Origin of the sequence: Oceanobacillus damuensis (assembly GCF_001618145.1) — a bacterium.
Taxonomy (GTDB): Bacteria; Bacillota; Bacilli; order Bacillales; family Amphibacillaceae; genus Oceanobacillus; species Oceanobacillus damuensis.
This window is the reverse complement of sequence record NZ_KV392045.1, coordinates 52,248-76,784: the sequence shown is the minus strand read 5'-3', so window position 1 is coordinate 76,784 and position 24,537 is coordinate 52,248. Positions and strand designations below refer to the sequence as shown.

Sequence of the window (24,537 nt, the reverse complement as noted above, 5' to 3'; positions counted from 1 at the left end):
CATGCGCTTTCCAGTCCCTTGCTAGCGTTGAGTTTCTGAACAGTCACCTCCGCTTTTATTCTTAGTTCTTATCTTTTGCCATGCGCTCCCACTTCACTAAATATGGGTAAGGATCAAAAGACCATTCGCTGTACCCATTATCCTTGTACATGCCGTAATGCAAATGCGGAGGGAATTTTCCCGATGTACCAGGTGGTCCATAACCTGTTGATCCAACACTTCCAATCACATCACCAGGCTTTACAACCTGACCCACCTTTAAGTCGTCGCTAAACCCGCTCATATGTGCGTAATAGTGGTAAATATTAAAGATATCCCGTATACCAACCCGCCAGCCACCGTAAAGGTTCCATCCCATCATCTCAATTACCCCATAGGTGGTAGACTTTACAGGAACCCCGTACCCGGCAAAGATATCTGTTCCTTCATGTATCCGCAGTCCCCCGAATCCTCTTCGATCACCCCACGTATTGCGGTAGCTGTAATTATGCTCGATGGAAACAGGGAAGTCCCTGTCTGTTAGGTTGATATCTCCGAATGTCTGGAACACTTTTGAAGTGTTCATGACTGTCTGTACGCTTAAATCCCGTTTGTAATGGTTCCATAGCGCAATTTTTATATCATCTCTGTCAGGACCATACTCCAAAAGAATCATCGCCATCGTGTAGAGCACATCTTCCTCATTTTCCGGGTCTGCTATCCCGTCACCGTCTCCATCTTTTCCTTTACCATTAAATGTGTCGATGAGAGCGATGTCTTTCAAAAATGAGCTGTTCCCAGGACCAAACCATAATTCAGGTGGGATTTCTATAGATATAACTTGCTCAGGTTCATCACTGCTTTTAATATTACGTTCAAAATTATCGATTGCAGCAAGGTAATACCATGGTATTTGGGTAAGTGCTTCTGTTTTCTTGAATAGAGCCATACGTTCATCATAAATACTTTCATCTTCCGCTTGAACGGTATATGGCTGGATTAGCAAAAGCATAAATATTAACCAAATAATCGTTATCCGAAAAAGCATTTTCTCACCTCCAGAGCGGATTTATAGATGTTTCTTATTCCATATGATCCCGTTTGTTTTGATCACCTTGTGAGGATTTTTGCATTTCATTGATGATCAGGTTTATTGTGTTATCATAGTCACGATTTTCTGTCTTGGAATTGTGCAGACTTTGAAGGTCATACATTAATGTTTCATTATCTGACACGTAAATATCGAAATAACTCGGCATAATCGACATTACTGTCCTTGTGGCAATATCGGCAGCCTCCTCTTCGGATGACCCTTCTGTTCTGTCATAAGCAATCAAAACTTCCTGGTCAGTAACAAGCGTTGCAACTTCATCAAAACCCTCATTTCTTAGGATGATCCTTGTAATCATATCAGCCATTTCATGTCGATCGACAGTGATTGCTTTATCCTGATTTTCAGAGTTGCTTTCAAATTGTTCCTTTGTATATCGGACATAGCCAATCTGAGAATTCAATTCATGGTCTGCAGGCTCTTCATAATTTCTTGCAGGATCCAATTCGTCTACAATCTGCTCTCTTTCAGTCATCGTATCATCTGTTTCTGCACACCCGGAAAGAACTGCTGTAACAACAAGGATAATAAAGAATAGTGATCTCATATTTTTCCTCCTACATGACATTGGATACATTTAGTTTCTTTAAAAGCCATAAAATAATGCATGTAAAAATTTCTGGTTTCCATAACGATTCATGTGGTAAACTATAATCAGCTTAAGTGGGGTGAGTTTCTTGGTCGAACTGAACGGAAAGAAATACGAAATTATAGAAAACAATAAAGATGGATTTCAGGAAGAAGCATTGAAAGCCCGCTATTCCGAAATCTTGGCAAAATATGATTATATTGTGGGAGACTGGGGTTATGACCAGCTTCGTTTAAAAGGATTCTATAAAGATAGAAATTCAAAAGCCTCCATCGACTCCAAAATTGGTACCTTGGAGGATTATCTTCTGGAATACTGTAATTTTGGATGTGCCTATTTTGTACTGAAAAAATTACCAAAGTAATGCCATAATTGTTATTCATATAGAGCAGAACATTTCAATTAATCTGATCATCATAAGAAGGGGCAACAGATTTCAAATCTGTTGCCTATTTTTCGCAAGCGGGAAAATAAAAACTTGTTATAAAGGTTCGCTTCTGTACTGTTTTAATCTTTACTGTCATGTGTGGGGTGGGCGCCATCTGCCTGCCTTGGTAATCCATCATGCTGATCTTTATCCGGAAAAACAAAGGCACTGTCACGATATTGTCCAGGCTTCCATGGCTCCGATTTTCCTGTTACCTTCTCTTCTATATTAATTGCCGAACCATAAGCACCTTCAGGGAATTCTTCCGGAATTAACTGGTTTTTCTGTTTATCGACATTGGGAAAATTGGCGTATTCCTCTTTATGATTTTTTTCCATTTGTAAATCGCCACCTTTATTTAGGTTAAGCAATTATAGTATGTGTATAAACAAAGGAATTATAATCAGGTGAAGCGTACCGTAAATCACTGGAGGGAAAAATAGAATTACTTTCAAGACCAATAAAAATACAGCCAGGCCATTTCTATGGACTGACTGTTATTTGGCTTTATGTTTTATTTCTGTATTTGAAAATTTTGTCCTGGCTTCGCAGTGATATAAAATGTATCGTAAGTTAACTCTACAGCCCTCACAAATGGAAAAGTGTTTTGGCAGCAGCATTCGTTTGGAAAACAGCTTATTTTTTGCACCGTACATAACCTCTGAATTTTTTCTCGAGCAGTCTTCCTAAGCGGAATACCGCATCTTCATTACCGTTTGCGCTCATAATTTGAACGCTGACTGGCATATTGTTCTCATCGACTCCAACAGGCACTGTCAAAGAAGGCAGTCCCCAGACATTCGCATATGCCGTGTAGGGCATGTGCAGCAGGAATGTCTTTCGAATGGAAAAGATTTCTTTGAAGACCTGACCATGCGGAAGGGCTCCTGAATGGTAAATCGGAAAGATCAACAGACGATTTTTTAAGTAAGTCGCCAGCAGCTCATCACCCTGTTCGAGTGTTGCTTCTATTTCACGAATGCGCTTCGTGGATGGACGGAACATCTTAGCCGCCATGATAGCCCAGGAAAGATATGGATGAACCTTTGTACGCTGCGTGAATTTTTCCTTGAAAAAGGATGTATAGACATTGGATCTGTCATTGTTATATGCTTCCAGTTCAATTAATCTGCTTCCTTCAATCGACATGATTTCCTGCCAAATGAGGGCACTATTTTTGAAATAAGGTGGCATTGCCCGCTTTGTGGAATAGATTTTTTCCAAAAACAATTCCAGCTGATCAAGAATGTCCCTTGTTTTTTGTGATAAAGGATAATCGATATTTCCTGGCAGTATTTCAATCCGGAACCGCTGCAGTGTTTTTTGTTCTGTGGAGGAGCCGGAAAGGATCTGGTATAGCAGTTTCATGTCCTGAACGGATTTTCCCATCGGCCCAACTGTATGCATCCGTTGCTGTAGCGGGTTAACTGCCTGAGGAAAATGTCCGGCAGTTGAAACCTGATTCATCCCAGGCTTGAAACCGACAATCCCATTGAAATGGGCAGGAAAACGAATGGAGCCACCGATATCAGAACCAATGCCAGCAGCAGCCCCACCAATTGCCAGCAGGGCTCCTTCACCACCGCTTGACCCACCGGCAGTGCGAGTTAAGTCCCAAGGGTTGTTGGTTCTTCCATATAACTTATTTTCCGTTTCCTGACAAAAACATAGAGCAGGTGTGTTGGTTTTGCCTAAAATTATTGCACCAGCATTTTTAAGACGGGTAACAGCCGCTGCATCTTCCTTGGATATTAAATCCTGCCGATGCTCGAGACCGCCAGTTGTTTTCATATCTGCAACATGCAGGGATTCCTTTATGCTGATTGGAACACCATGCAATGGCCCTTTAATCTCATTTCTTTCAAGCATGGAATCCATTTCGCTGGCTTCCTCCAAAGCTTTTTCAAATCGATCTTCAACCATTGCATTAATTTCCGCATTTTCTTCGAGTATATGTTTGATAAACACTGAAACAGCTTCAGCACTAGTCACTTCCCGTTGTTGAATGGCCCTGGCTAGACCAGTCGCATCCATATCAATAATTGATCTGTCTTTCATTTGATTTCCCTCATTATTAAGTGTCTTATTTTTAAATATATCATGTTTTAACTTATATTCATAAAGAATATGATATGATAAAATTATAGGCAGTTATCGGAGGTAATATGAATGTATTTTGTTGATCAAAGTAAAATTGAGAAAACGCTTTTATATATGGAAGAAATCCTTCAGGAAGTGAAAAAACAATCATTCAGCAGTCGAATGGAAAAATTAAGTCTGGAGCGTATAATTCATGTACTGATTGAATCGATTCTTGATGTCGGTAACATGATGATTGACGGATTTATCATGCGCGACCCTGGAAGTTACGAAGACATTATTGATATTCTCATTGATGAGAAGGTATTGCCTGAAGAAGAAGAGCAAGCATACAAATCATTTATCATATTGCGCAAAATGCTCGTTAATGATTATACTGATGTCAATCATACTATCTTGCATGAAACATTAATGGATGACCAGGAGATATTGGAACAGTTCAGCAGTCACATTCGCACCTATTTAAAAAACGAACTGGGAGTAGCTAACGCTTTTTCCGGTGAATAAAGGTGATTCTGATGAGTAAACATACACCGACAAAAGAAAAGCTGTTGAATACCCTTAAAAAGAACAGTGGAGCGACGATTGATACCATTATGGAGCATTTTTCCATTTCGGAAATTGCTGTACGAAAACAGCTTCACGAACTTGTACAGCAGGGACTGGTGAGAAAAGATGCGCATAAACAGAAAATCGGTCGGCCATATTACACGTATGCATTGACTGGTAAGGGACATGAAACTTTCCCCGACCAATATAAAAATCTCCCTTTGGAACTGCTTCAGGATCTGGAAGAATTACACGGGAAGAAAGCGGTTCAGGAGTTCTTGAATAAGCATACCGATCGGGATAAAGCCCATTTAAAAGAAGCTATGGAAACAGAGGATTTCGATGAGAAAATAACTGAGCTGGCTCGTAAGCAGAATGAAAAGGGATATATGCTGGAGGTAGAGAGGACGAATGCGGGTAATTATGAAATAAGAAATTTCCATTGCCCTGTTGCCAATATCGCTACCTGCTATCCCCAGATGTGCACAAATGAGAAAAAACTGTTTGAGGAGGTCTTTCCTTATAGTGAAGTGGAGGCTCACACTTTCATAACAAAAGGGGAGCCTATGTGCAGGTGGACGATAACAAAGCCGGAAAAAGATGATTGAGTCGATGGAATCATCTTTTTTTACGTGGAGGGAAGTGTTTCAATGAAAAAATATGAAGGCTATTTAATCGACTTGGATGGAACCATGTATCGCGGGACTGAATCGATTGAGGGAGCTGCAGAGTTTGTAGATGAACTGTTCACACATGGCATCCCTTACTTATTCGTTACCAATAATTCCTCCAAAAAGCAGGAGGATGTTTCCAACAAGCTGAATTCAATGGGTATAAAATCAACACCGGAGCAGGTGGTGACTACAAGTGTTGCAACAGCAAACTATATCCGTTCCAAGAAGGAGGGAGCCCGTTGTTTTGTAATTGGAGAAGAAGGGCTGCATCATGCACTCGCAGCAAGTGGCTTGACAATTACAGAAGAATCGATTGATTTTGTGGTTATGGGAATCGATCGCCAGGTGACCTATGAAAAATTCGCGAAGGCATGTCTTGCTGTACGCGATGGGGCATCATTCATTTCCACCAATAGCGATATTGCAATCCCGACCGAGCGAGGTCTGCTCCCTGGAAACGGATCATTGACATCTGTTGTTACTGTAAGCACTGGGCAAAAACCAATATTTATCGGAAAACCGGAAGCGGTTATAATGAAGGAGGCTTTAAACATTCTAGGTTTGTCACAAGAGAATACTCTGATGGTTGGCGACAATTACAATACCGATATTAAGGCGGGGATTAATGCAGGAATGGATACATTAATGGTCTTTACCGGGGTGACATCTTTTCGTGAATTGGAGAATCTTGAAACGAAGCCAACATATGCTGTACATAGCCTAAGGGAATGGATTCCGTATATTTAATAACTCAACTTTCACAGAAGGAAATGGATAAATAATCCTTGGAAGAATTAGGATGGCGTGAGTTGCACTGCTCAAGTTGACTTTGGATTAACTATTTGCACGGAGCAGCCTGGATACACTTAGACCCCATCGTTCTTTTAGTTTTACAGCTTTTTATTCGCAGTTTATATAAGATGCGACGTAACTCAGGTTTTATTAGGAGATATGTGCATCTGCTGCCGTCCGGGATCGCTCTGGGCGGATGCTTTCCGCGGGCACGGCCTCAGCCCCGAAGAGAAAACCACTCTTCTGGTCTTCGGACACGTGCTTTTCCCGCAGGAGTCACCGCCCGCCGCTCACCCGAACTGGTGAAGCTGTATCATTATATTTTTATTACGTATGCAGTTTATTAGCAGCAATCTCAACCAGCTCTAGGAAATACACGGAGACTCCTACGGGAAGAGAGGCATAGGTGAGACACTGAAATGCGTTAGCATGAAGGGGCTCACCAGCCGCCCGTGGAAAGCGCAGTGTATTTCCCAGAGCGGTCGTCGGAGCTCCTTATCCTGCGTCGCAGTTTCTATCTACTATGCACTAATTAAAAAGCATACCATCTTGATAAATAGCCTTATTTTCATCAGGTTCGCAAGGGGATTATTAGAGACATTCGAAGTTTAACCCAGTTAACTGTTTAAGCTAATTTTCTTGGTGCGAATGTTGAGTTAATAATTGCAGAATTATATTGTTTCAAATTATTCTAAATAGGAGAATGACGTGAAAAGGGACGCACGTCATCTCCTTTTACATAAGATACGAATTAAAAATTAATCCAAACGATATTCAGATGTATCAAACAATAGCTCAACAATGCTTTCAAATAGCTTTACTTGTGATAGATGAGACCAATCTTCCTCAACCTCTGCCATTAACCACATTACTTCATCAAGAAACACATGCTCCACCGCTTTGCTCCACATTTCGATTTCCATTTCGGTAACAGTCATTGTTTCTTTATAACCCAATAGAAATACTTTCCATTCAGCAGGGGAGAATATACGGGCAGGTGCTGTTGCCATTTCATTATGGAATAAAAGTAATACAAGTGCCAAATCAAAAATTTTTGGAATCCATATAGCATTGTCGGGATCAATCAGGAAAGGCTCAGCTGTATAGATTAAATTATTGGCCTTATAATCATGCGGTGTTGCAACTGATGGTAAGGGTAGACGTTTTAATTCCTTCTGCTGGGTGACAATCCGCAATAACTTCTCTTTTAATTGAATACTATCAATGGAAGAACCTGCACCTTCCTTATGTCTTTTTATATTTTCTATACTTTCATCTACCTCTTCATTATTAAAATCAAAAACGTCGTATTCCTCCAGTTCGTATGTATTCTCGATAGGTGAATGTAGATGGATTTTCCCCAACAATTTACCGGCTTCGTAAATTTCATGCTGTTGCCCCGAATATACGGATCCATTAATATATGGGTAGACGACATAGACGTCATCCCCGATTTCCTGTGGATTGGCAGCACCCAGTTTCACGGGGGTTACTATATTAATCCCTTTTTCTTTTAAGGCTGATGTATAAGAAATAAGGCGGTTCGCTTTTGCCATCGGACTTTTGGTACGCTTTACAATATAATCATTCACCCGGAATACCGGAGAGAAAGGATAAATACTTTCGGGCTCTTCTGTTGGGTCGAAACCAAATGCCTTTAAAACTTCCATTCCACTCATATTATTCCCTCCCCCAATACTTCTAAAAATTAATTGATCACAAACAAAAACACACAGCAAGTACGCTCTTATTGCTGTGTGTTTACATGATCGTCTGATTGTATTTTCAAAGAAGTATAACTGATTGTTAATATACTGGCATGATTTTAAATATCAACTTCATCCATATCCTCTGCATCACTATGTGCCAATCTGCTGGATGCTGCAGCTGCAATCGCACCGACAATGTCGTCAAGAAAAGTATGGATCTCTCCGCTGGATTTATCATTTAATTTTTTCAGTATACCAGGCTTTTGCTTATCAATGTAACCGAAATTGGTCATCCCAATGGAACCATAAACATTAACAATGGATAATGCAATAACCTCATCCACACCGTAAAGTCCTTCATCAATTTCAATTGTTTTTTGTAATGGTTGATCAAGTTTTTTCTGTTCTGCCAGCACATCGAGTTGAATTCCTGTAAGAATGGCATTTTGCACTTCTCTTTTGGTAAGTACGCGGTCAACATTATGTCGGCATTCGTCCATGGATAAATTTTCATGGTACTTCGATTGCAGGTAATAGACCAGTTCAGCAATATCATCCAACTCTACTCCACGTTGTGTCAGTAATTTTCTTGCTTTTACTTCCAGTTCGCTTTTTTTCGTGTATTTATCCATATAATCACCTTTTCATATTATAGTTAAAATATCTTTCTTTCCTTCATACACTTTTATTAAAAGGAGAAAAAGGGGAGATTGCTTTGTCATTGGAAGAAATGCTGAATATCCATTACCGTATCCACGTGGAGGAAAAATTATTCTTTGGAACGAAAGAAGGATACAGGCAGGGTGACACTTTTTATTTTACCATTTCTGGAAGGAACAGGGAAACGATACTAATGGAACAAGCAGCCCTCTCTTATTATTTGAGCGAAAATTCCGTTGAAGGTATTGCCATGCCAATCAGGAATGCAAATGGGGAATGGTGGACTGCATTTGCAGATGATTCCTGGATGGTTTTGCATCTTCCAACAATGAATCGGCAGCACAACGAGCCGATAGGAATCCATCTGGCGAAGCTTCATCAAACAGGCTCCAAATTCAGCTATGAGCCAAAGTCGATATCGAGCTATGGCAAGTGGAAGGATCTGTGGATAGAAAAATTAACTGCATTTGAGGACGTTATCGAAAAAGAGGCCAGAAAGAAGCCTTCCGACTATTACCGGACACTGATGGATTTTCTCCCTTATTTAATCGGAACAAGCGAAAATGCCATTCAGTATCTGCAGGAAAGCGAACGCGAAAGACGCATTCTGGCTTCTGACCAAGGGACAACGACATTCATTCGCTTTGGTCAGTCTCCGGAGCAATCCATCATATGGACAGATCAGCTTGTGTATGATCATCCTGCAAGAGATATTGCAGAATATATACGCTATTCCTTTTTGAAAAATGACAGTCCAGAGAAAATAATAGGTTTCCTGAATGATTATCAGACAATCTCCCCTTTATCCGTCTTTGGATGGCGGTTGGTATACGCTAGATTACTCTTTCCTGTACATCTCTATGATTTTATTGCAGAGGGATTCACCAATCCTAATGAAAAGGAATTAAAAAGGCTAATCAGTCTGCAGGCAGATTATGAAAAGCAGCTTGGCAGTTTTTACAGAACAGTGGGTGTCGATGCTGAAAGTTGGGAGATACCTGTGTTACACTGGCTGTAATGATTGCACAAGAGGTGATTTAATGGGGAGAGAAACAATTTATATAACGAGGAAAATTCCGAAGTCTTTGCTTGCGGATTTGGAGGAAAACTTTTCGGTTAGAATGTGGGAGAAAGAGGATGAAGCTGTTCCAAGAGAAGTTTTATTGGAAGAGGCAAAAACAGCAGATGGTCTGCTTACTGTTCTCAGTGATCGGGTAGATGAAGAACTATTGTCCCAAGCAGCAAATCTGAAAATAGTGGCTAATCTTGCAGTGGGATATGACAATATAGATTTGGAGGCTGCTAAAAAGCATGGTGTAACGGTTACGAATACGCCGGATGTACTGTCAGAGACAACTGCTGACCTTGGGTTCGCCTTACTGATGGCCACCGCAAGAAGGGTCGTTGAGGCGAATGATTTCATTAAAAACAATCAATGGAAGGAATGGGCGCCATATCTGCTTGCCGGCTCCGATATACACCATAAAACCATTGGAATATTAGGAATGGGGAGAAATCGGGGAAGCTATAGCGAAACGTGCCACAGGATTCAATATGAACATTCGCTATCACAACCGTACACGTAAAGAAACGGCGGAAAAGCAACTTGGGGCGGTTTATTCCAGCTTTGACGAATTGCTGACGGAATCGGATTTTATCGTTTCTGTCGTTCCATTGACCGGAGAAACGGAAGCTATATTTGATGAATATGCTTTTAAAAAAATGAAAAAAAGCGCCATTTTTATCAATATATCCCGCGGTGGAGTTGTTGACGAAGATGCTTTGCAAAGCGCTCTTCAGACAGGGGAAATAAAAGCGGCAGGGCTTGATGTATTCCGTAATGAGCCAATTAGTGCCGAACACCCCCTCGCAAAAATGAGAAATGTGGTATGTCTTCCGCATATCGGGTCCGCAAGTGAAGATACACGAACAACGATGATTAATCTATGTTTCGATAATTTAAAAGCGGTGATAGGTGGAAATGCCGCTAAAACACCAGTGACATGAGGGCACATAAAAAGGCAGACAAATTAGATTGTCTGCCTCCTGATATATATAATCGTTCTTTAAAATACTTGTTCGATTTCTCTGACGCCAGGAACTTCAGCCATCAATGCGCGTTCGATTCCAGCTTTTAATGTAATTGTAGAACTTGGACAGTTTCCACATGCACCCATAAGACGAAGAAGAACAACACCATCTTCATCCACATCGATCAGCTCGACATCTCCACCGTCACGTAGTAAGAATGGACGTAATTTATTCAATACTTCCTGTACTTGCTCTTGCATATCCATCTACTCCTTTCCATACTCCCATTATAAATTGTATTGGCATAAAAATCTATCTGAAATTATTTTTAAGTTTTCCAGTCACTTATATTTTATCTTTATATAAAGATTTTGTAAAATAAAAGAAACTATAAACAAAAGCGAAGGCGACTGTTTAGAAACGGACGCATAAGCAAGGGACCGTAATGCAGGTGAACTTCCTGCATGAAGTGTCAATTGCTTATGACGGGAGTTTCTAGGAGCCGTAGCTAGCCGAACCAAAAGCGAAGGCGACTGTTCAGGCGTGTCGCATAATAGGAGGGGATCAGATGGAAAACAAAAAGCTGACAATCACTGTTTATGGAGCAGAACAGATCTGTGCCAGCTGTGTCGGGGCACCAGGTTCGAAGGATACCTATGAGTGGCTCCAGGCGGCAATTGGAAGGAAGTATATAGATGATCCAATAGCATATGAATATATTGATATCAATCAGCCTCCAGAAGTGGAAAAGCATAAACAATTTGTACAGCAAATTTTTGAAGAGGATTTATTTTATCCAATCGTCTTCGTGAACGATGAATTAGTGGCTGAAGGTATTCCTCGTTTAAAGACAATATATCAATCACTGGATAGACACGGCATTCAAATACAGTCATAAATGAAAGCAGGGATTAAAATGGAAATACCTTTTATCAAAATGCACGGACTTGGAAATAACTACATTTATATTGATTTGTTCCAATATGATTTAGACGAAGAAAGTTTACCACATATTGCCGAAAAGGTTTCTAATGTTAATACGGGAATTGGTTCGGATGGTATGATTTTGATACATCCAACTGAAAAAGCAGATGTCGGCATGCGGATTTTCAATAAAGATGGCTCTGAAGGAATGAGCTGTGGCAATGGCTTACGCTGCACAGCCAAATATGCCTATGAGCATGGGATCGTTACGAATGAGACATTCAGCATTTCAACGAAAGCTAATATTGTGAAGTCCGAAGTTGCTTTAAATGGCGATGAGGTGCAGCAAATAACGATTAATATGGGAGCTCCGAACCTGCGTCGCATGGATATCCCAATGATGGGAAATGATGACCCAAAAGTTGTGTCAGAGCCGTTTATCGTAAATGGTCAAAAACTGGAAGTGACAGCAGTTTCAATGGGAAATCCTCATGCTGTCTTTTTCGTGGACAATATTGCAGAAGCACCATTGTATGAACTCGGTCCTAAAATTGAAAAAGATATGCGCTTTCCGGATGGTGTGAATGTGGAATTCATTGAAGTCGTATCACCGAATGAGATTAATTTTTCTGTTTGGGAACGAGGGTCCGGTGTCACCCAGGCATGTGGAACCGGTGCATGTGCAGCCGTCGTTGCGTCTGTATTGAATGGTCATGTAAAAAGAAATGAGGATGTTGTTGTCCATTTGGCTGGAGGGGATTTAACAATCAAATGGGATGATAACGGAGATGTTTGGATGACTGGTGGAGCAGAAGTTATTGCAGAAGGAACTTTTACGTATCAAAAGCAGAAATCAAATAGTTGAATATCAGGATTTCTATTGTATACTTAGTATAGAAACAAAAAAGAGGAGGCCGTCAAATGGTCATTAATATAACGGATAATGCCAGTGTTCAAATCAAAGAGATGATGAAGGATGAATCTGACAATGCACGTTTGCGTTTTGGTATAAAAGGTGGCGGCTGTAGCGGATTGTCCTATTCATTGGGTTTTGAGTATGATGTAAATGAAGAACTGGATGTTGTTGAAGATATAAACGGAATTCCTGTTGTGTTTTTCAATCAGGACATACCTATCATAGAAGGAACGACAATTGATTTCAAACAAAATATGATGGGCGGCGGGTTCAGCATCGATAATCCGAACGCAATCGTATCCTGTGGTTGTGGATCATCTTTCCGTACAAAAGATAAAGTAGGCACCCCAGGGGACTGTTAATAGAAACCGAAGCGCTAAAATCTAAGGCGCTTCGTTTTTTGATTTTAGTGATGGGTTAAATAGAAAAACCACCCAGTAAATATTGGATGGTTTAAAGGTTATCTCGCTTAAAACATAGCCGTGGAATGCTTCGGCTGGATACGTGCTTTGGGATCGATATAGTTTTTTGCATTGTTTACTGCAGTTGGACCTTCCCCAAAACCAGTTACGATCAATTTGACTTTTCCTTCATAGGTGCAAATATCTCCTGCAGCATAAATGCCAGGTATATTTGTCTCCATTTTTGTATTTACCACGATACTGTTTTTCTCGATTTCCAGACCCCAATCTTTAATTGGGCCGAGGCTTGAGATGAATCCATAATTACAAATAATATCATCGACTTCAAGCTCCATTTTTCTTTCGCCTTTGACCTCTTCCAAAATAATCTTGTCAATCTTATCAGATGTCACTATATCAGTAGGTGCAAACGGAGTCAGTACTTCTACCGTTGAAGTCATTAATTGTTCAACACTATGCTCATGGGCCCTGAATTGATCGCGACGATGGACCAGCTTGACATTTTTTGCGACTTTCTCAAGCATAAGTGCCCAGTCTACTGCAGAATCCCCTCCGCCTAGTAGAACGACATTTTTATCTTTGTATTGATTCATGTCTTTTACATAATAATGCAAGTTATTCCCCTCAAAATGCTCACTTTCACCGATGTTTAAACGGCGTGGCTGGAAGGCACCATTCCCCGCTGTAATAATAATCGTTTTTGTGTAATGAACTTCGCCTGTATTCGATATCATTTTGAATGAATTATCTTCAAGTCTTTCCAGTTTTTCAATTGCTTGTCCGAGAACAATTTCGGGATTAAACATACTTGCTTGTTCTTCAAGTCGATCGACAAGCTCCTGTGCACGTACCTTTGGAAATCCTGCAACATCATATATATATTTTTCCGGATAAAGGGCCGTAAGCTGACCACCTGTGTGTGGAAGGCTTTCGATTATTTTTACGCTTGCCTGGCGCATGCCACCATAGAAAGCAGTAAATAATCCGGCAGGACCTGCTCCGATTATTGTAATATCATAAATTTCTTCAGACATGATGAACCCTCATTTCTATCTATTAATTTCAGCCATATATATCGTACCATAAACGCTTGAAGCATGATATAAATGCGTACTTATTTGACAGGCAGGAAGGTTTAGACATACCTGCCTGCCTAAGTGCAATGAAGGCTGTCATTGAAAAGCAGTGAATACCAAACTTTGTAAAAAATAAGAAAGTAAATTTTGACAGCAATTAACTCTTAAACATAAGCGGCCGCGTCCAGCTCCGGTTCCTAGAAACTCCTGTCATAAGCAATGGACATTCCAAGCGCGAAAACCATGCGCTTTCCAATCCCTTGCTTATGCATGCGTTTCTGAACAGTCACCTCCGCTTTTATCTCAAGATGATTGATAATTTAAAATCTAGGATAAAGGGTTGATAATTATTGTTAAAGAAGCTAGTATAATAAAGTGTATATTACAAAATGATGACAATAAGATATTTTTTCTGTAACTTTTTATTAAAAACCTTTAATAGAGTTTGGGCAGATAGTATGAAAATATTGACTTGTCAATCCACATAAGTGCAACGAAGACTGTCACCGAAAGAATTGGTGACAACCAAGTTTTCTTGGCAAGTAACTTTCTTACTTGCATAAGTGCAACTATGGCATACGCCGGTAAGGCTTGGCGCATGCCAAGTTTTCTAAAAGGATAAGTAAGTGTCGGTCAAGGCACTTGCACTTTTGTTCCGGCTTATATATTAGTGAAAAAAGTCACAAAATGTGACATCAGAGAAAACGGAGTAGTGAAATGTAATGAAAAAACCTCATATAGTAATTTTGGGCGCTGGATATGGTGGTATGATGACAGCGGCCAAATTACAGAAAAAACTTCATATAAATGAAGCAGAAATTACCATCGTTAATAAAAATGATTACCATTATCAGACGACATGGCTGCATGAAAATGCGGCTGGTACACTTCATCATGATCGGACTAAAATTAGAATCAAAGATGTGATCAACTCCAGCAAAGTCAATATTGTGCTGGATGAGGTTCTTTGCATTAAACCCGAAGAAAAAGTGGTGAAATTGGCGAATGCGGAACTGAATTATGATGTTCTCGTTATTGGATTGGGATTTGAAGCGGCAACGTTTGGGATTCCAGGACTTGATGACCATGCATTTACAATAGCTAATATCAATAATGCACGTCTAATCAGGGAGCATTTGGACTATAACTTCGCATGCTATCATAATGAAATCGATAAAAAAGCCGCACGTTTGAATATTGTAATCGGAGGTGGGGGATTCACCGGAATCGAATTTGCAGGTGAATTGGCAAACCGGATTCCCCATCTGTGTGAGGAGTATGACATAGAGAAGACACAGGTACGAATCCTTGTTGTTGAAGGTGCCCGGACTGTATTGCCAGGATTTGATGAAAGGCTTGTTGAATATGCGATGAATTCCCTGGAATCCCGCGGGGTGGAATTTATTAATAATGCAATACTGAAAGAGTGCAAGAAAGACAGCATTGTATATGAGAAGTATGGAAAGCACCATGAAATCCCAACTATGACAACAATTTGGGCAGCAGGAGTCCGTGCAAATTCTGTCGTTGAGGAATCCGGGTTTGAAACAAACCGTGGGAAAGTTGAAGTGCGATGTGATATGCGTACACCGGATTATGACGATGTTTTTGTTATTGGAGACTGTTCGATGATCATAAATAAGGAAACCGGCCGGCCATTCCCACCAACTGCGCAAATCGCAATCCAACAGGCTGAAACGGTTGCATGCAATGTGAAGGAAAAGATACGTGGTGGAGAACTAAAACCATTTATCCCAAATCTCCAAGGGACAATAGCTTCACTCGGTAACGATGATGCTATTGCCGAAGTATTCGGCCATAAAGTATTCGGGTGGAAAGCAGCAGTTATGAAAAAAATGAGTGACAACCGTTATCTCCTTAAATTAGGCGGATTAGGATTATTGCTGAAAAAAGGGAAATTTAACTTCTTTTACTGATAACCAGCACTCCAATTTGTACGTAGCTGTATCAAGTGTTAGTGGACAGTGAATCCCGATTCAAGAAGTATGGAAAAGCAACTAACTATTGTAGTCTGGGGTCAACTGTGGCAATAGCCCGATTCCGTTCAAGGCCTTAGGTCATACCCTGGTGGCACTTAGTGGGGATGGAAAAAACCCCTACTGACCGAAATTTCACTATGCGTAGATGAACGCATTGCTGTTTAAATTTTATATTTCTTCTATCTCAGGAAAAGCAAAGGCAAGCGTACAGCCTTTGCTTTTCCTTTGATTTATTATAAAATAACATTTATATGCTTACATAGATCAAACGAAGGGGGTTACTATCTTGATCCAATTAATCGTTTCCATTATGTTATATTTTGTCATATTTTTCGGGATAGCATTCATATTGAATATGCTTTTAAGAAGAACCTGGCTGATGGCATTCCTATACCCTTTTGTTGTTATCATGATAATTGATAAGATGTCAACATGGAAATATTTCACAAATACCGGTGAGGCTTTTGCGCAATTATTATCAGAAATAACTAGTTTAGCAGCTGCTGATGTGATTATTTTATCGTCAGGTTTAATCGGTGCAATCGTTTCTGGTTTCGTTATCAAATTCCTGCGTAAAAGCGGATATCAGATGTTTTAAGTATTTTTTTGAATAAAATTTTAATAGATTGGAAATGATAGCATCCAAGAGGTGTTATTCATGAAAATCAAAAATTTTATTTGGCATGTTGGAATGCTGCCGCTGATTATGGTGCTTTTTTTTCAAGCAGCAACTTCCATTTCGAATGTCACTTGGAGTGAATTGAAAACTGAGGCAGCAGTTGTCCAGTCGGATACTTCCATCAATTCAAATACAGCAGTGTTCAGACATAGCGCACTAAAAGATAAAGGCTTAAACGTTGCAAAGGCAAAACAAAAGTATATTTCAAGTGATGAGATCGAGGCTCCACAAACAATTGAAGAAGCAATCGACTTTAATCAGTATCCGGTTGCAAAGGTGGTGGCTACTGGCTATACGGCTGGGATCGAATCCACCGGAAAAACAGAGGATCACCCGGAATACGGTATTACTTTCTCCGGTGTTAAAGTAAAGCGAGACTTGTATTCTACCATTGCTGCAGATTTGGATGTCTATCCGATAGGGACAATCCTGTATATTCCGGATTATGGGTATGGTGTCGTTGCAGATAAGGGAAGTGCAATTACAGGTGATAAAATCGATTTGTATTACGATACCGTAGAAGATGTATTTTCCCACTGGGGTAAAAAAGAAGTTGATGTTTATATCGTGGAAATGGGTGACGGGGAACTAAGTGAGGACCAACTGAATCAATTGAACGAAGATGAAGCCCTGCAAGTATTCAGGCAACAAATGAATGAAAGCTAAACAGCCAGTATAAAAGTGAAAAGACTCCCAAGTGATTGGGAGTCTTATTTATTGAAATAGCGGATAAAGAATGAAAGCAATGATAATACCTGTCAGTCCACCAAAAAATACTTCAATAGGCTGATGGCCAAGCAATTCTTTCAATTCCTGACGTTTCTCATATTCCTCTTTCTTATTCCAATCCTTTGCACTATCGGTAAAGTACTGAAAGTCTATAATTAGTCGGTTCAGAACAGCAGCTTGCTCCCCAGCTTGTCTTCGTACTCCGGAGGCATCAAACATCGTAATGACACTAAATATACAAGCCAATCCAAACACACTGGAAGTTACTCCCTCCAAAATGCCGATCGCAGTTGTCAGGGCGGTTACCGCAGCAGAGTGACTGCTGGGCATACCACCTGTACTGAAAGCAAGACCAGGCTGGAACTCTTTGGTAAAAATATATTTGATAGGAATCTTAACCACCTGAGCAAATACAATTGCCGCTAATGCTGCCCACAAAGGGAAATTGGAAAACAAAGCCATATGCTAAAAACATCCTTCCTGCTGACCGAAACCTGTGATTCCACCGGTTCGCTTCTGTATTGTTGATGTTATTTTACCATATGGATGTTTTCAGGTAAATGAATGTCCTAGGCCATAGCAATTCTAAACTTTTATATTTCGCAATGTGGAAGGAATTCTCTTTGTAAGGCTTACCATGAACAGTGCAGCAATTACTGATAATACAGCATCCTTCAGAATGAAAGGAGTCATTCCGGCCCAGGCCGTCACATAAGTGATACGCAGTTCCAGCCATGTATTCATGGCAAGATACATATAGGATACTCCAATCATATAATTAACAAATAAACCAATTATAGCTACTAAAGTATAATATGGAACAGTTGGGTTTTTACGATTCTCTGTCATCCAGCCGACCACATATGCTACAAATATAAACGAAATAATAAACCCGCCAGTCGGACTGATTAACGCAAAAAATCCACCCTTTAATCCTGCGTAAACCGGTACGCCTGCTGCTCCGACAAGCAGATAAACAGCCATTGAAATGGTGCCAAGTTTCTTTCCGAGTATCATTCCTGCCAAGACAGCAAAAAATGTTTGCAGGGAAACCGGTACAGTCGCCCCTCCGATAGGGACAGACAGAAATGGAAACCAGACAGTAATATTTGCACCGATAGTCATTAAACAGACAAATAATGCTCCTAATGTAAGATCAATTGGACGTAGTTTTTTCATTTTACTCCCCCTTTTTAATATTGATCGTAACTGTAAAGGGGATTAATGTCAACTTATTTTTAAAATGAGGTGACAAACAGAAATCTTTCCTGACAAAGTCTTCGGACGAGAGCCTACATCGCAATTGTCAAACAGGAGAGTTTGACACTGTCCTATCTCTCAAAAAAAAGCTGCCCAAAATGGGCAGCTTTTTGAGAGAAGCTATTTAATCACTGCATCGAGTGCAATTTCCATCATTTCATTGAACGTTGTTTGACGTTCTTCTGCAGTAGTCTCTTCACCAGTAAGAATATGGTCTGAAACAGTCAGCACCGATAGTGCCTCACGTCCATATTTTGCTGCAAGCGTATAAAGTGCAGCTGATTCCATTTCGACTGCAAGCACTTGATAGTTGGCAAGTAGTTCATTTACTTCAGTTGCATTGTCGCGGTAAAATGCATCACTTGTAAACACATTTCCGACACGCAGCTGGAGGCCCTTTTCGACACCAGCATCATAGGCATTTTTTAAAAGGTCAAAGTTGGCAATTGGCGTATAATCAATCCCATTGAAAATTAATTGGTTCATTTTTGAATCAGTTGTTGCACCTTGGGCCAATATTACGTCACGTAACTTGACATCCTTCTGAATGGCACCGCACGTCCCGACTCTGATCAACTTTTTCACGTCATAGCTCTGAATCAGTTCATTAACATAAATGGAGATGGATGGTGCTCCCATTCCGGTTCCCTGTACGGAAACACGTTCACCTTTGTATGTACCTGTATAACCGTACATGCCGCGGATCTCGTTATAAAGTTTTGCGTCTTCCAGGAAAGTTTCAGCAATAAACTTTGCGCGGAGCGGGTCTCCTGGCAAAAGGATTTTATCAGCAATCTCTCCTTGTTTTGCACCTATATGAATACTCATTTATTTTCCTCCTTGATCATAAAAACATCCTTCGAATTAAAGTTATCATAACAGGGTGTGAAAGACAAATTTTCTCTATAGCTGACAATTTTTGAGTTAACTCTTTCATAATATCCTGTAATTGTATATAATATAACTAGGTTTATGTGAACCAAGCGACAAAATGGTTTAGATGATAAACTAATCAGAGCAAATAGATTTGGAAGGATGAGAAATAATGAAAGCACAAACATTTACGATTACAGCTGAAACTGGAGTCCATGCAAGACCTGCGACTTTACTGGTTAATAAAGCTGGCCAATATGATTCTGAAGTAGAGGTATCTTATAACGGTAAAAAAGTTAACTTGAAATCAATCATGGGTGTAATGTCACTTGGAATTCCAAAAGGTGCTGAAATAGAAGTTACTGCTGCCGGTAATGACGAAGAAGAAGCATTGAATGGTGTTAGTGAAGTAATCAAAGAACATCTGGGTGAGTAATCAAAAAAGCTAGGAGACATTGTCTGTTTCCTAGCTTTTTTGATTGGTGATCCTAAAGGGAAGCTGGGGCCCCCTTTGAATTGAATTTTGACTTTATGAAATGCGGGTCAGTACAACTTTTTATAGTGATTCTCTTCCAGGTTATTTAATTTTAGCAATGATTGCCTGTTAAATTCACTTTCATCCGTACCTAATTTTTTTCTGTAATCTTCAACTGCCTGTTGAAGGGATGCACCATAAGCAGGAACTTCACCATCAAATGGGTGAACGGCAGCTTTTTTCACGTTCATTTTTTCATGGAATGCCAATGCTTTTCGTTCGTGGAAGAAGACGCCTTCAAGCTTGCCATAGTTATGAAGATCGCCCTGCAGTGGGTGTTTCAGAACAGCCAGCACTTCAATCAGATAATTTGCCCCCCGATCCTCCCTTACTGTACCGATATATGTACCTGAATGATAATGCGCTTTGACGATATCTCCGATTGCAGCCTCGCCCATTGTGTATCACTCTCCTTAGCTACATTGTGCCAAAAATGTAACAGTTTAGCGAATATTTGACTCGAATTGTTGGATATAACAGGAATTTTGCTATAATAAGTAATGAAGGATGTGACGCATATGATGCCTTTTCTTTATTTTCCTGAAGATAAAACGGAATATATTCCGGCTGTTATCACACTGGCAATTTTTATGTTTTTAGCAGTTCTTGCAATGTACTTTATGATAAAAAAATCCAGAAAAGATGAAGAGGATTTTAAAAAGAAATACGAAGAGCAATTGGACCAAGCCGGTGATGATAAATCCAATGCCTGAGCCTAAGTCTCCTTAGTCTGTACAGATAAGGGGGCTTTTTTGTTTACTTTATAACATATTTGCAGATACTGAGTAGAAAGAAATGCTAAAGGAGCCGGTAATATGCGTTTTATTTTTCTGCTTACAATACTTATTCTAACTGCCTGTCAAGCCGACAGCCCAACGAGTCAAGAAGTGCAAATGTACAATGCCTCAGGGGATATGGTTGGAACTGCAAAATTGAATGAACAGGAAGAGGGCGTAGGGATAGAACTTAAATTGGAAGGTCTCGAGCCTGGCTTCCATGGAATTCATGTTCATGAATTTCCAAAATGTGAAGGACCAGATTTTACAACTGCCGGCAATCATTACAATCCAGAGGGAAATGAACATGGATTAATGCATCCTGAGGGGCCCCATCTCGGTGATCTGCCGAATATAGAAGCTGATGGTGGTGGTCTGGTGGAAGCGGAACTGATGCTGGCGGGCGCCACCCTGCTTGATGGGAAAAACTCGCTATTAAGTGAAGAGGGAACTTCGTTGGTTGTACATGAAGCCCAGGATGATGGGGTGAGCCAGCCAAGTGGTGAATCTGGGCCAAGAATTCTCTGTGGGGAAATAAAAAAGGACGAAGATAGTGGTGGAGGAGAAGAGTCTCCGACAGATCCGACAGATTTTAATGAGGAGCAGGACGAGTAGGGGCTGTTTTTGAAGTGAATTAGCGATTCGCCGATAAAACACCGTAATCCGCCGATAAATAATAATATAGTTGTTGAAGCACCAAATGCTCCAATAAAAGAGGTTTAATTAATATAAAACAAAAAGCCGCCACATTAAGCATGTGGCGGCTTTTAAATCAAGGCTCTTTTCGTAAGCTTTGATGTTTCTAATTATATATAATATATTATCTTACACTCGCAGCCATAACAACATTCTTTCAGAAAAAGCGTAAATTAAAGAGAACGTACTGCTTCGACAATCCGGTTTACGCCTTCTTCCAATGTTGCACGTGGACAGGCGATGTTGATGCGCATGAATTGTTCGCCTTCTTCACCATATTCAGCCCCTGTATTCAAACCGACTTTTGCCTTCTCAACCATAAACTTCTTCAATTCCTTGCTGTCCATACCAAGTTCGCTGCAGTCAACCCAAAGTAAGTATGTTCCTTCGGTTTCAACGACTTTAAGCTGCGGGGCATATTTGGCAAACATTTCCGTAACATAGTTTGCATGGTTTTCGAGTAATGCCACAAGTTCATCCAGCCACGCCTCACCATACGTATAAGCAGCTTCCAATGCCGTATTTCCCATCATATTCAGCATGTTATGGAAGCCTTGCCTGTTGAACGCAGCATCCAGTTGCTTGCGCTTGTCTTTATTGGCAGTAATAACATAGGACGCATCGAGACCAGCAAGGTTAAAAGTTTTTGACGGTGCCATGCATGTAATGGTCTGATCAGCAATTTCCTCGGAAAGCGATGCAATCGGAATATGGCGGTTTCCGGGAAATATGAGATCACTGTGAATTTCATCCGAAAAGATCATGACATCATATTTCAGACAAAGTCTTGCCATTTCCTGCAATTCTTCCTTTTTCCAGACTCTTCCTATTGGATTATGTGGAGAGCATAAGATAAAAGCTTTGACACCATTTTTTAATTTTTCTTCGAAATCATTAAAATCAATTGTATAATAATTATTTTTGTTTATAAGTGAATTCTTAACAACTATTCTGTCATGTTCTTTAATTACACTGTAAAACGGAGTATAGACAGGGGTTTGAATAAGGATTTTATCATTCGGTTCAGTGAATGCCTGTACTGCCATATGTAAGCTGGTCACTACACCAGGACTATAGGTTAACCATGATTTATCTACTGTCCATTGATTTCTTTTCTTCTGCCAGTCAATAATGGCACCAGACACATCATCATCTACCACTGTATAGCCATAAATACCATGCTGGGCGCGTCTGATCAAGGCGTCATTGACCTCTTTCGGGGCTTTGAAATCCATATCGGCAACCCACATCGGGAGAACATCCTCCGATTGGAATACTTCCTTAACCATGTCCCATTTGGCGGACCTTGTATTTCTACGGTCGTATATTTCATCAAAGATACTCATATTCAGTCAGCCTCCTAATTTTCATTATTGCTATTATAGCAAAGTGTGGCCGAGAATGCGCAAAAAAAAAGCAAAGCGCCGAAACGCCTTGCCTACAGGGGGAATACGAGAAAGTCTTACAGTTATAGTATTACCCGGTGTTAAAAATTATAAACAGCTTTTTTAAAATATTTTTTTGGCAAGTAAGAAAGATAAACTTTCTTACTTGCATAGGTGCAACTATGGCATTCGCCGAAAAGGCTTGGCGCATACCAAGTTTTCTAAGAAATGTTTTATGACTTCTTTCGTTAAAGTCGTTTTTCCAATTCTTCTTTCTGATTTTCGTAGCCAGGTTTACCAAGCAATGCGAACATATTTGTTTTGTATGCTTCCACCCCTGGCTGGTCGAATGGATTTACTCCAAGCAGGTAGCCGCTGAGCGCACAGGCTTTTTCGAAAAAGTACACCAAATAACCGAATGTATAAGCATCGAGTGCAGGCACTTCTACAATCAGATTTGGAACATCACCGTCTGTATGTGCAAGCATCGTACCTTGAAAAGCTTTGTCGTTGATCTCATGGATTGATTTTCCTGCAAGGTAGTTCAAGCCATCGGAATTATTTTCTTCCGCTTCAAGTGTCATTTCTTTTTTAGAAGAATTAACGTGCAGAACCGTTTCGAAAATATTTCTGCGGCCTTCCTGAATGTATTGACCTAATGAATGAAGGTCTGTTGTGAAATTGGCTGAGGAAGGGTAGATGCCTTTTTGGTCTTTTCCTTCACTTTCGCCAAATAACTGTTTCCACCATTCAGAAAAATATTGCAGGCTTGGCTCATAATTAATAAGGAGTTCAGTCACCTTTCCTTTGCCGTATAAAACATTTCTGACAGCAGCGTATTGATAAGCCGGGTTTTTTGCAAGTGATGGTTCAGCAAAATCGTTCATCGCATCTTTTGCACCCTGCATCATGTCATCAATGGAAATACCGCTGACAGCAATCGGCAGCAGTCCTACAGCAGTCAGTACAGAATAACGACCGCCGACATCATCCGGAATGACAAACGTTTCATAGCCAGCCTCATCTGCAGAGGTTTTCAAAGCACCTTTTGCCCTGTCTGTAGTTGCATAAATACGGCTTTTCGCTTCTTCGGCACCATATTTTTCTTCAAGATACTTTTTGAAAATACGGAAGGCAACTGCGGGTTCCGTTGTTGTTCCGCTTTTTGATATCACGTTAATGGAAAAATCTTTATCTTTTAGGACATCAAAAAGCTCGCTCATGTATGTAGAACTCAAATGATGACCAACAAAGATAATTTGCGGGGCATTGCGTTCTTCTTTGGATAGCAGGTTCTGGAAAGAATGGTTCAGCATTTCAAGTGCGGCACGTGCACCCAGATAAGAACCGCCAATCCCTATTACAAGCAGGATATCGGAATCTTTTCTGATTTTTTCAGCACTTTTCTTTATACGCGCATATTCTTCCTTGTCATAGTTTGCAGGTAAGTCAATCCAGCCAAGAAAATCACTTCCAGCTCCTGTTTTTTCGTGAAGCATATGATGTGCTGCTTCCACAAAAGGACTTAAGTTTTCAACTTCCTGTTCATTGAAAAATTTCAGGGCTTTATCATACGTAAATGATACATGTGTCATTGTTATCCTCCTTATAGCTACAGTAATAATACAATATAACTTTAAGCTAT

28 protein-coding genes and 1 pseudogene are annotated in these 24,537 nt (G+C 40.2%); 15 read left to right on the top strand and 14 right to left on the bottom strand.

All coding sequences use genetic code 11. The features are described from left to right. Positions 1-61 precede the first annotated feature (61 nt). Entirely contained in the window at positions 62-1,027 is a 966-nt protein-coding gene (locus tag A4245_RS03570) for a M23 family metallopeptidase (RefSeq protein WP_067725739.1), read from the bottom strand. 34 nt (positions 1,028-1,061) lie between these two features. After that, positions 1,062-1,637: a YhcN/YlaJ family sporulation lipoprotein gene (locus A4245_RS03565; protein WP_067725737.1), complete on the bottom strand. Its 576-nt coding sequence runs from the start codon at positions 1,635-1,637 to the stop codon at positions 1,062-1,064. A gap of 130 nt (positions 1,638-1,767) precedes the next feature. Between A4245_RS03565 and A4245_RS03560 the strand changes: the two genes are divergently transcribed. Beyond that, on the top strand, positions 1,768-2,043 hold the full coding sequence (locus A4245_RS03560) for a YutD family protein (protein ID WP_067725735.1): 276 nt from the start codon (positions 1,768-1,770) through the stop codon (positions 2,041-2,043). Between the two features lie 143 nt (positions 2,044-2,186). Here A4245_RS03560 and A4245_RS03555 read toward each other — a convergent pair whose 3' ends face one another. After that, on the bottom strand, positions 2,187-2,444 hold the full coding sequence (locus A4245_RS03555) for a hypothetical protein (protein ID WP_067725733.1): 258 nt from the start codon (positions 2,442-2,444) through the stop codon (positions 2,187-2,189). A gap of 298 nt (positions 2,445-2,742) precedes the next feature. Further along, entirely contained in the window at positions 2,743-4,164 is a 1,422-nt protein-coding gene (locus A4245_RS03550) for an amidase (RefSeq protein ID WP_067725731.1), read from the bottom strand. Positions 4,165-4,275: 111 nt separating this feature from the next. On the opposite strand from A4245_RS03550, the gene A4245_RS03545 reads away from it, so the two are divergent. From A4245_RS03545 to A4245_RS03535, 3 genes are read left to right on the top strand one after another with little or no spacing between them, the layout of a single operon-like run. Beyond that, positions 4,276-4,713, top strand: a complete 438-nt coding sequence (locus A4245_RS03545) for a DUF86 domain-containing protein (protein WP_067725729.1) — start codon at positions 4,276-4,278, stop codon at positions 4,711-4,713. Between the two features lie 11 nt (positions 4,714-4,724). Further along, entirely contained in the window at positions 4,725-5,363 is a 639-nt protein-coding gene (locus A4245_RS03540) for a helix-turn-helix transcriptional regulator (protein WP_067725726.1), read from the top strand. Between the two features lie 42 nt (positions 5,364-5,405). Continuing rightward, positions 5,406-6,176, top strand: coding sequence for a TIGR01457 family HAD-type hydrolase (locus A4245_RS03535; protein ID WP_067725724.1), 771 nt, complete (start codon positions 5,406-5,408; stop codon positions 6,174-6,176). An 803-nt stretch (positions 6,177-6,979) separates the two neighbouring features. On the opposite strand, the gene A4245_RS03530 is transcribed toward A4245_RS03535, so the two are convergent. Further along, positions 6,980-7,900: a phosphotransferase gene (locus A4245_RS03530; RefSeq protein ID WP_067725722.1), complete on the bottom strand. Its 921-nt coding sequence runs from the start codon at positions 7,898-7,900 to the stop codon at positions 6,980-6,982. Between the two features lie 146 nt (positions 7,901-8,046). Then, the gene (locus A4245_RS03525) at positions 8,047-8,562 is read right to left on the bottom strand and encodes a phosphatidylglycerophosphatase A family protein (RefSeq protein ID WP_067725720.1); all 516 of its coding nucleotides are present in this window, start codon (positions 8,560-8,562) and stop codon (positions 8,047-8,049) included. 83 nt (positions 8,563-8,645) lie between these two features. Here A4245_RS03525 and A4245_RS03520 point away from each other — a divergent pair, with 83 nt between their 5' ends. After that, positions 8,646-9,608: a protein kinase family protein gene (locus A4245_RS03520; protein WP_067725718.1), complete on the top strand. Its 963-nt coding sequence runs from the start codon at positions 8,646-8,648 to the stop codon at positions 9,606-9,608. Positions 9,609-9,630: 22 nt separating this feature from the next. Continuing rightward, a pseudogene (locus A4245_RS03515) lies at positions 9,631-10,597 on the top strand (2-hydroxyacid dehydrogenase). A 59-nt stretch (positions 10,598-10,656) separates the two neighbouring features. Here the strand turns inward: A4245_RS03515 and A4245_RS03510 are convergent. Then, positions 10,657-10,881, bottom strand: coding sequence for a NifU family protein (locus A4245_RS03510; protein WP_017797469.1), 225 nt, complete (start codon positions 10,879-10,881; stop codon positions 10,657-10,659). A gap of 308 nt (positions 10,882-11,189) precedes the next feature. On the opposite strand from A4245_RS03510, the gene A4245_RS03505 reads away from it, so the two are divergent. Genes A4245_RS03505 through A4245_RS03495 form a run of 3 tightly spaced genes read left to right on the top strand, consistent with a single transcriptional unit; the run spans position 11,190 to position 12,823 of the window. Beyond that, positions 11,190-11,519: a YuzD family protein gene (locus A4245_RS03505; protein ID WP_067725716.1), complete on the top strand. Its 330-nt coding sequence runs from the start codon at positions 11,190-11,192 to the stop codon at positions 11,517-11,519. A gap of 18 nt (positions 11,520-11,537) precedes the next feature. Then, on the top strand, positions 11,538-12,410 hold the full coding sequence (gene dapF, locus A4245_RS03500) for a diaminopimelate epimerase (RefSeq protein WP_067725714.1): 873 nt from the start codon (positions 11,538-11,540) through the stop codon (positions 12,408-12,410). Between the two features lie 56 nt (positions 12,411-12,466). Next, complete coding sequence (locus A4245_RS03495) at positions 12,467-12,823, top strand: HesB/IscA family protein (protein WP_067725712.1); 357 nt, start codon at positions 12,467-12,469, stop codon at positions 12,821-12,823. Between the two features lie 107 nt (positions 12,824-12,930). On the opposite strand, the gene A4245_RS03490 is transcribed toward A4245_RS03495, so the two are convergent. Then, positions 12,931-13,917, bottom strand: a complete 987-nt coding sequence (locus tag A4245_RS03490; RefSeq protein WP_067725710.1) for an NAD(P)/FAD-dependent oxidoreductase — start codon at positions 13,915-13,917, stop codon at positions 12,931-12,933. A 764-nt stretch (positions 13,918-14,681) separates the two neighbouring features. Here A4245_RS03490 and A4245_RS03485 point away from each other — a divergent pair. From A4245_RS03485 to A4245_RS03475, 3 genes are all read left to right on the top strand, one after another. After that, on the top strand, positions 14,682-15,896 hold the full coding sequence (locus A4245_RS03485; protein WP_067725708.1) for an NAD(P)/FAD-dependent oxidoreductase: 1,215 nt from the start codon (positions 14,682-14,684) through the stop codon (positions 15,894-15,896). Positions 15,897-16,245: 349 nt separating this feature from the next. Then, positions 16,246-16,557, top strand: a complete 312-nt coding sequence (locus A4245_RS03480; RefSeq protein ID WP_084268647.1) for a YuiB family protein — start codon at positions 16,246-16,248, stop codon at positions 16,555-16,557. A gap of 60 nt (positions 16,558-16,617) precedes the next feature. Beyond that, complete coding sequence (locus tag A4245_RS03475; protein ID WP_067725706.1) at positions 16,618-17,304, top strand: 3D domain-containing protein; 687 nt, start codon at positions 16,618-16,620, stop codon at positions 17,302-17,304. Positions 17,305-17,352: 48 nt separating this feature from the next. On the opposite strand, the gene A4245_RS03470 is transcribed toward A4245_RS03475, so the two are convergent. The 3 genes from A4245_RS03470 to deoD all read right to left on the bottom strand — a co-directional run bounded on the left by A4245_RS03470 (position 17,353) and on the right by deoD (position 19,455). Next, a complete protein-coding gene (locus A4245_RS03470) occupies positions 17,353-17,829 on the bottom strand; it encodes a divergent PAP2 family protein (protein ID WP_067725704.1) in 477 nt (158 codons plus the stop codon). 123 nt (positions 17,830-17,952) lie between these two features. Beyond that, entirely contained in the window at positions 17,953-18,546 is a 594-nt protein-coding gene (locus tag A4245_RS03465; protein ID WP_067725702.1) for a biotin transporter BioY, read from the bottom strand. A 201-nt stretch (positions 18,547-18,747) separates the two neighbouring features. Beyond that, positions 18,748-19,455 (bottom strand): purine-nucleoside phosphorylase, encoded by a 708-nt coding sequence (deoD, locus tag A4245_RS03460; RefSeq protein ID WP_067725700.1) that lies wholly within the window; start codon positions 19,453-19,455, stop codon positions 18,748-18,750. Positions 19,456-19,672: 217 nt separating this feature from the next. Here deoD and A4245_RS03455 point away from each other — a divergent pair, with 217 nt between their 5' ends. Then, positions 19,673-19,936: a phosphocarrier protein HPr gene (locus A4245_RS03455; RefSeq protein ID WP_067725698.1), complete on the top strand. Its 264-nt coding sequence runs from the start codon at positions 19,673-19,675 to the stop codon at positions 19,934-19,936. A 107-nt stretch (positions 19,937-20,043) separates the two neighbouring features. Here A4245_RS03455 and kapB read toward each other — a convergent pair whose 3' ends face one another. Continuing rightward, entirely contained in the window at positions 20,044-20,433 is a 390-nt protein-coding gene (gene kapB / locus A4245_RS03450) for a kinase-associated lipoprotein KapB (protein WP_067725696.1), read from the bottom strand. 120 nt (positions 20,434-20,553) lie between these two features. Between kapB and A4245_RS03445 the strand changes: the two genes are divergently transcribed. After that, positions 20,554-20,748: a hypothetical protein gene (locus A4245_RS03445; protein WP_067725694.1), complete on the top strand. Its 195-nt coding sequence runs from the start codon at positions 20,554-20,556 to the stop codon at positions 20,746-20,748. Positions 20,749-20,850: 102 nt separating this feature from the next. Further along, positions 20,851-21,426 (top strand): superoxide dismutase family protein, encoded by a 576-nt coding sequence (locus tag A4245_RS03440; RefSeq protein ID WP_067725692.1) that lies wholly within the window; start codon positions 20,851-20,853, stop codon positions 21,424-21,426. A 254-nt stretch (positions 21,427-21,680) separates the two neighbouring features. Here the strand turns inward: A4245_RS03440 and A4245_RS03435 are convergent, their stop codons facing one another. Next, the gene (locus A4245_RS03435) at positions 21,681-22,853 is read right to left on the bottom strand and encodes a MalY/PatB family protein (RefSeq protein ID WP_067725690.1); all 1,173 of its coding nucleotides are present in this window, start codon (positions 22,851-22,853) and stop codon (positions 21,681-21,683) included. Between the two features lie 287 nt (positions 22,854-23,140). After that, positions 23,141-24,487: a glucose-6-phosphate isomerase gene (locus A4245_RS03430; RefSeq protein ID WP_067725688.1), complete on the bottom strand. Its 1,347-nt coding sequence runs from the start codon at positions 24,485-24,487 to the stop codon at positions 23,141-23,143. Positions 24,488-24,537 lie beyond the last annotated feature (50 nt).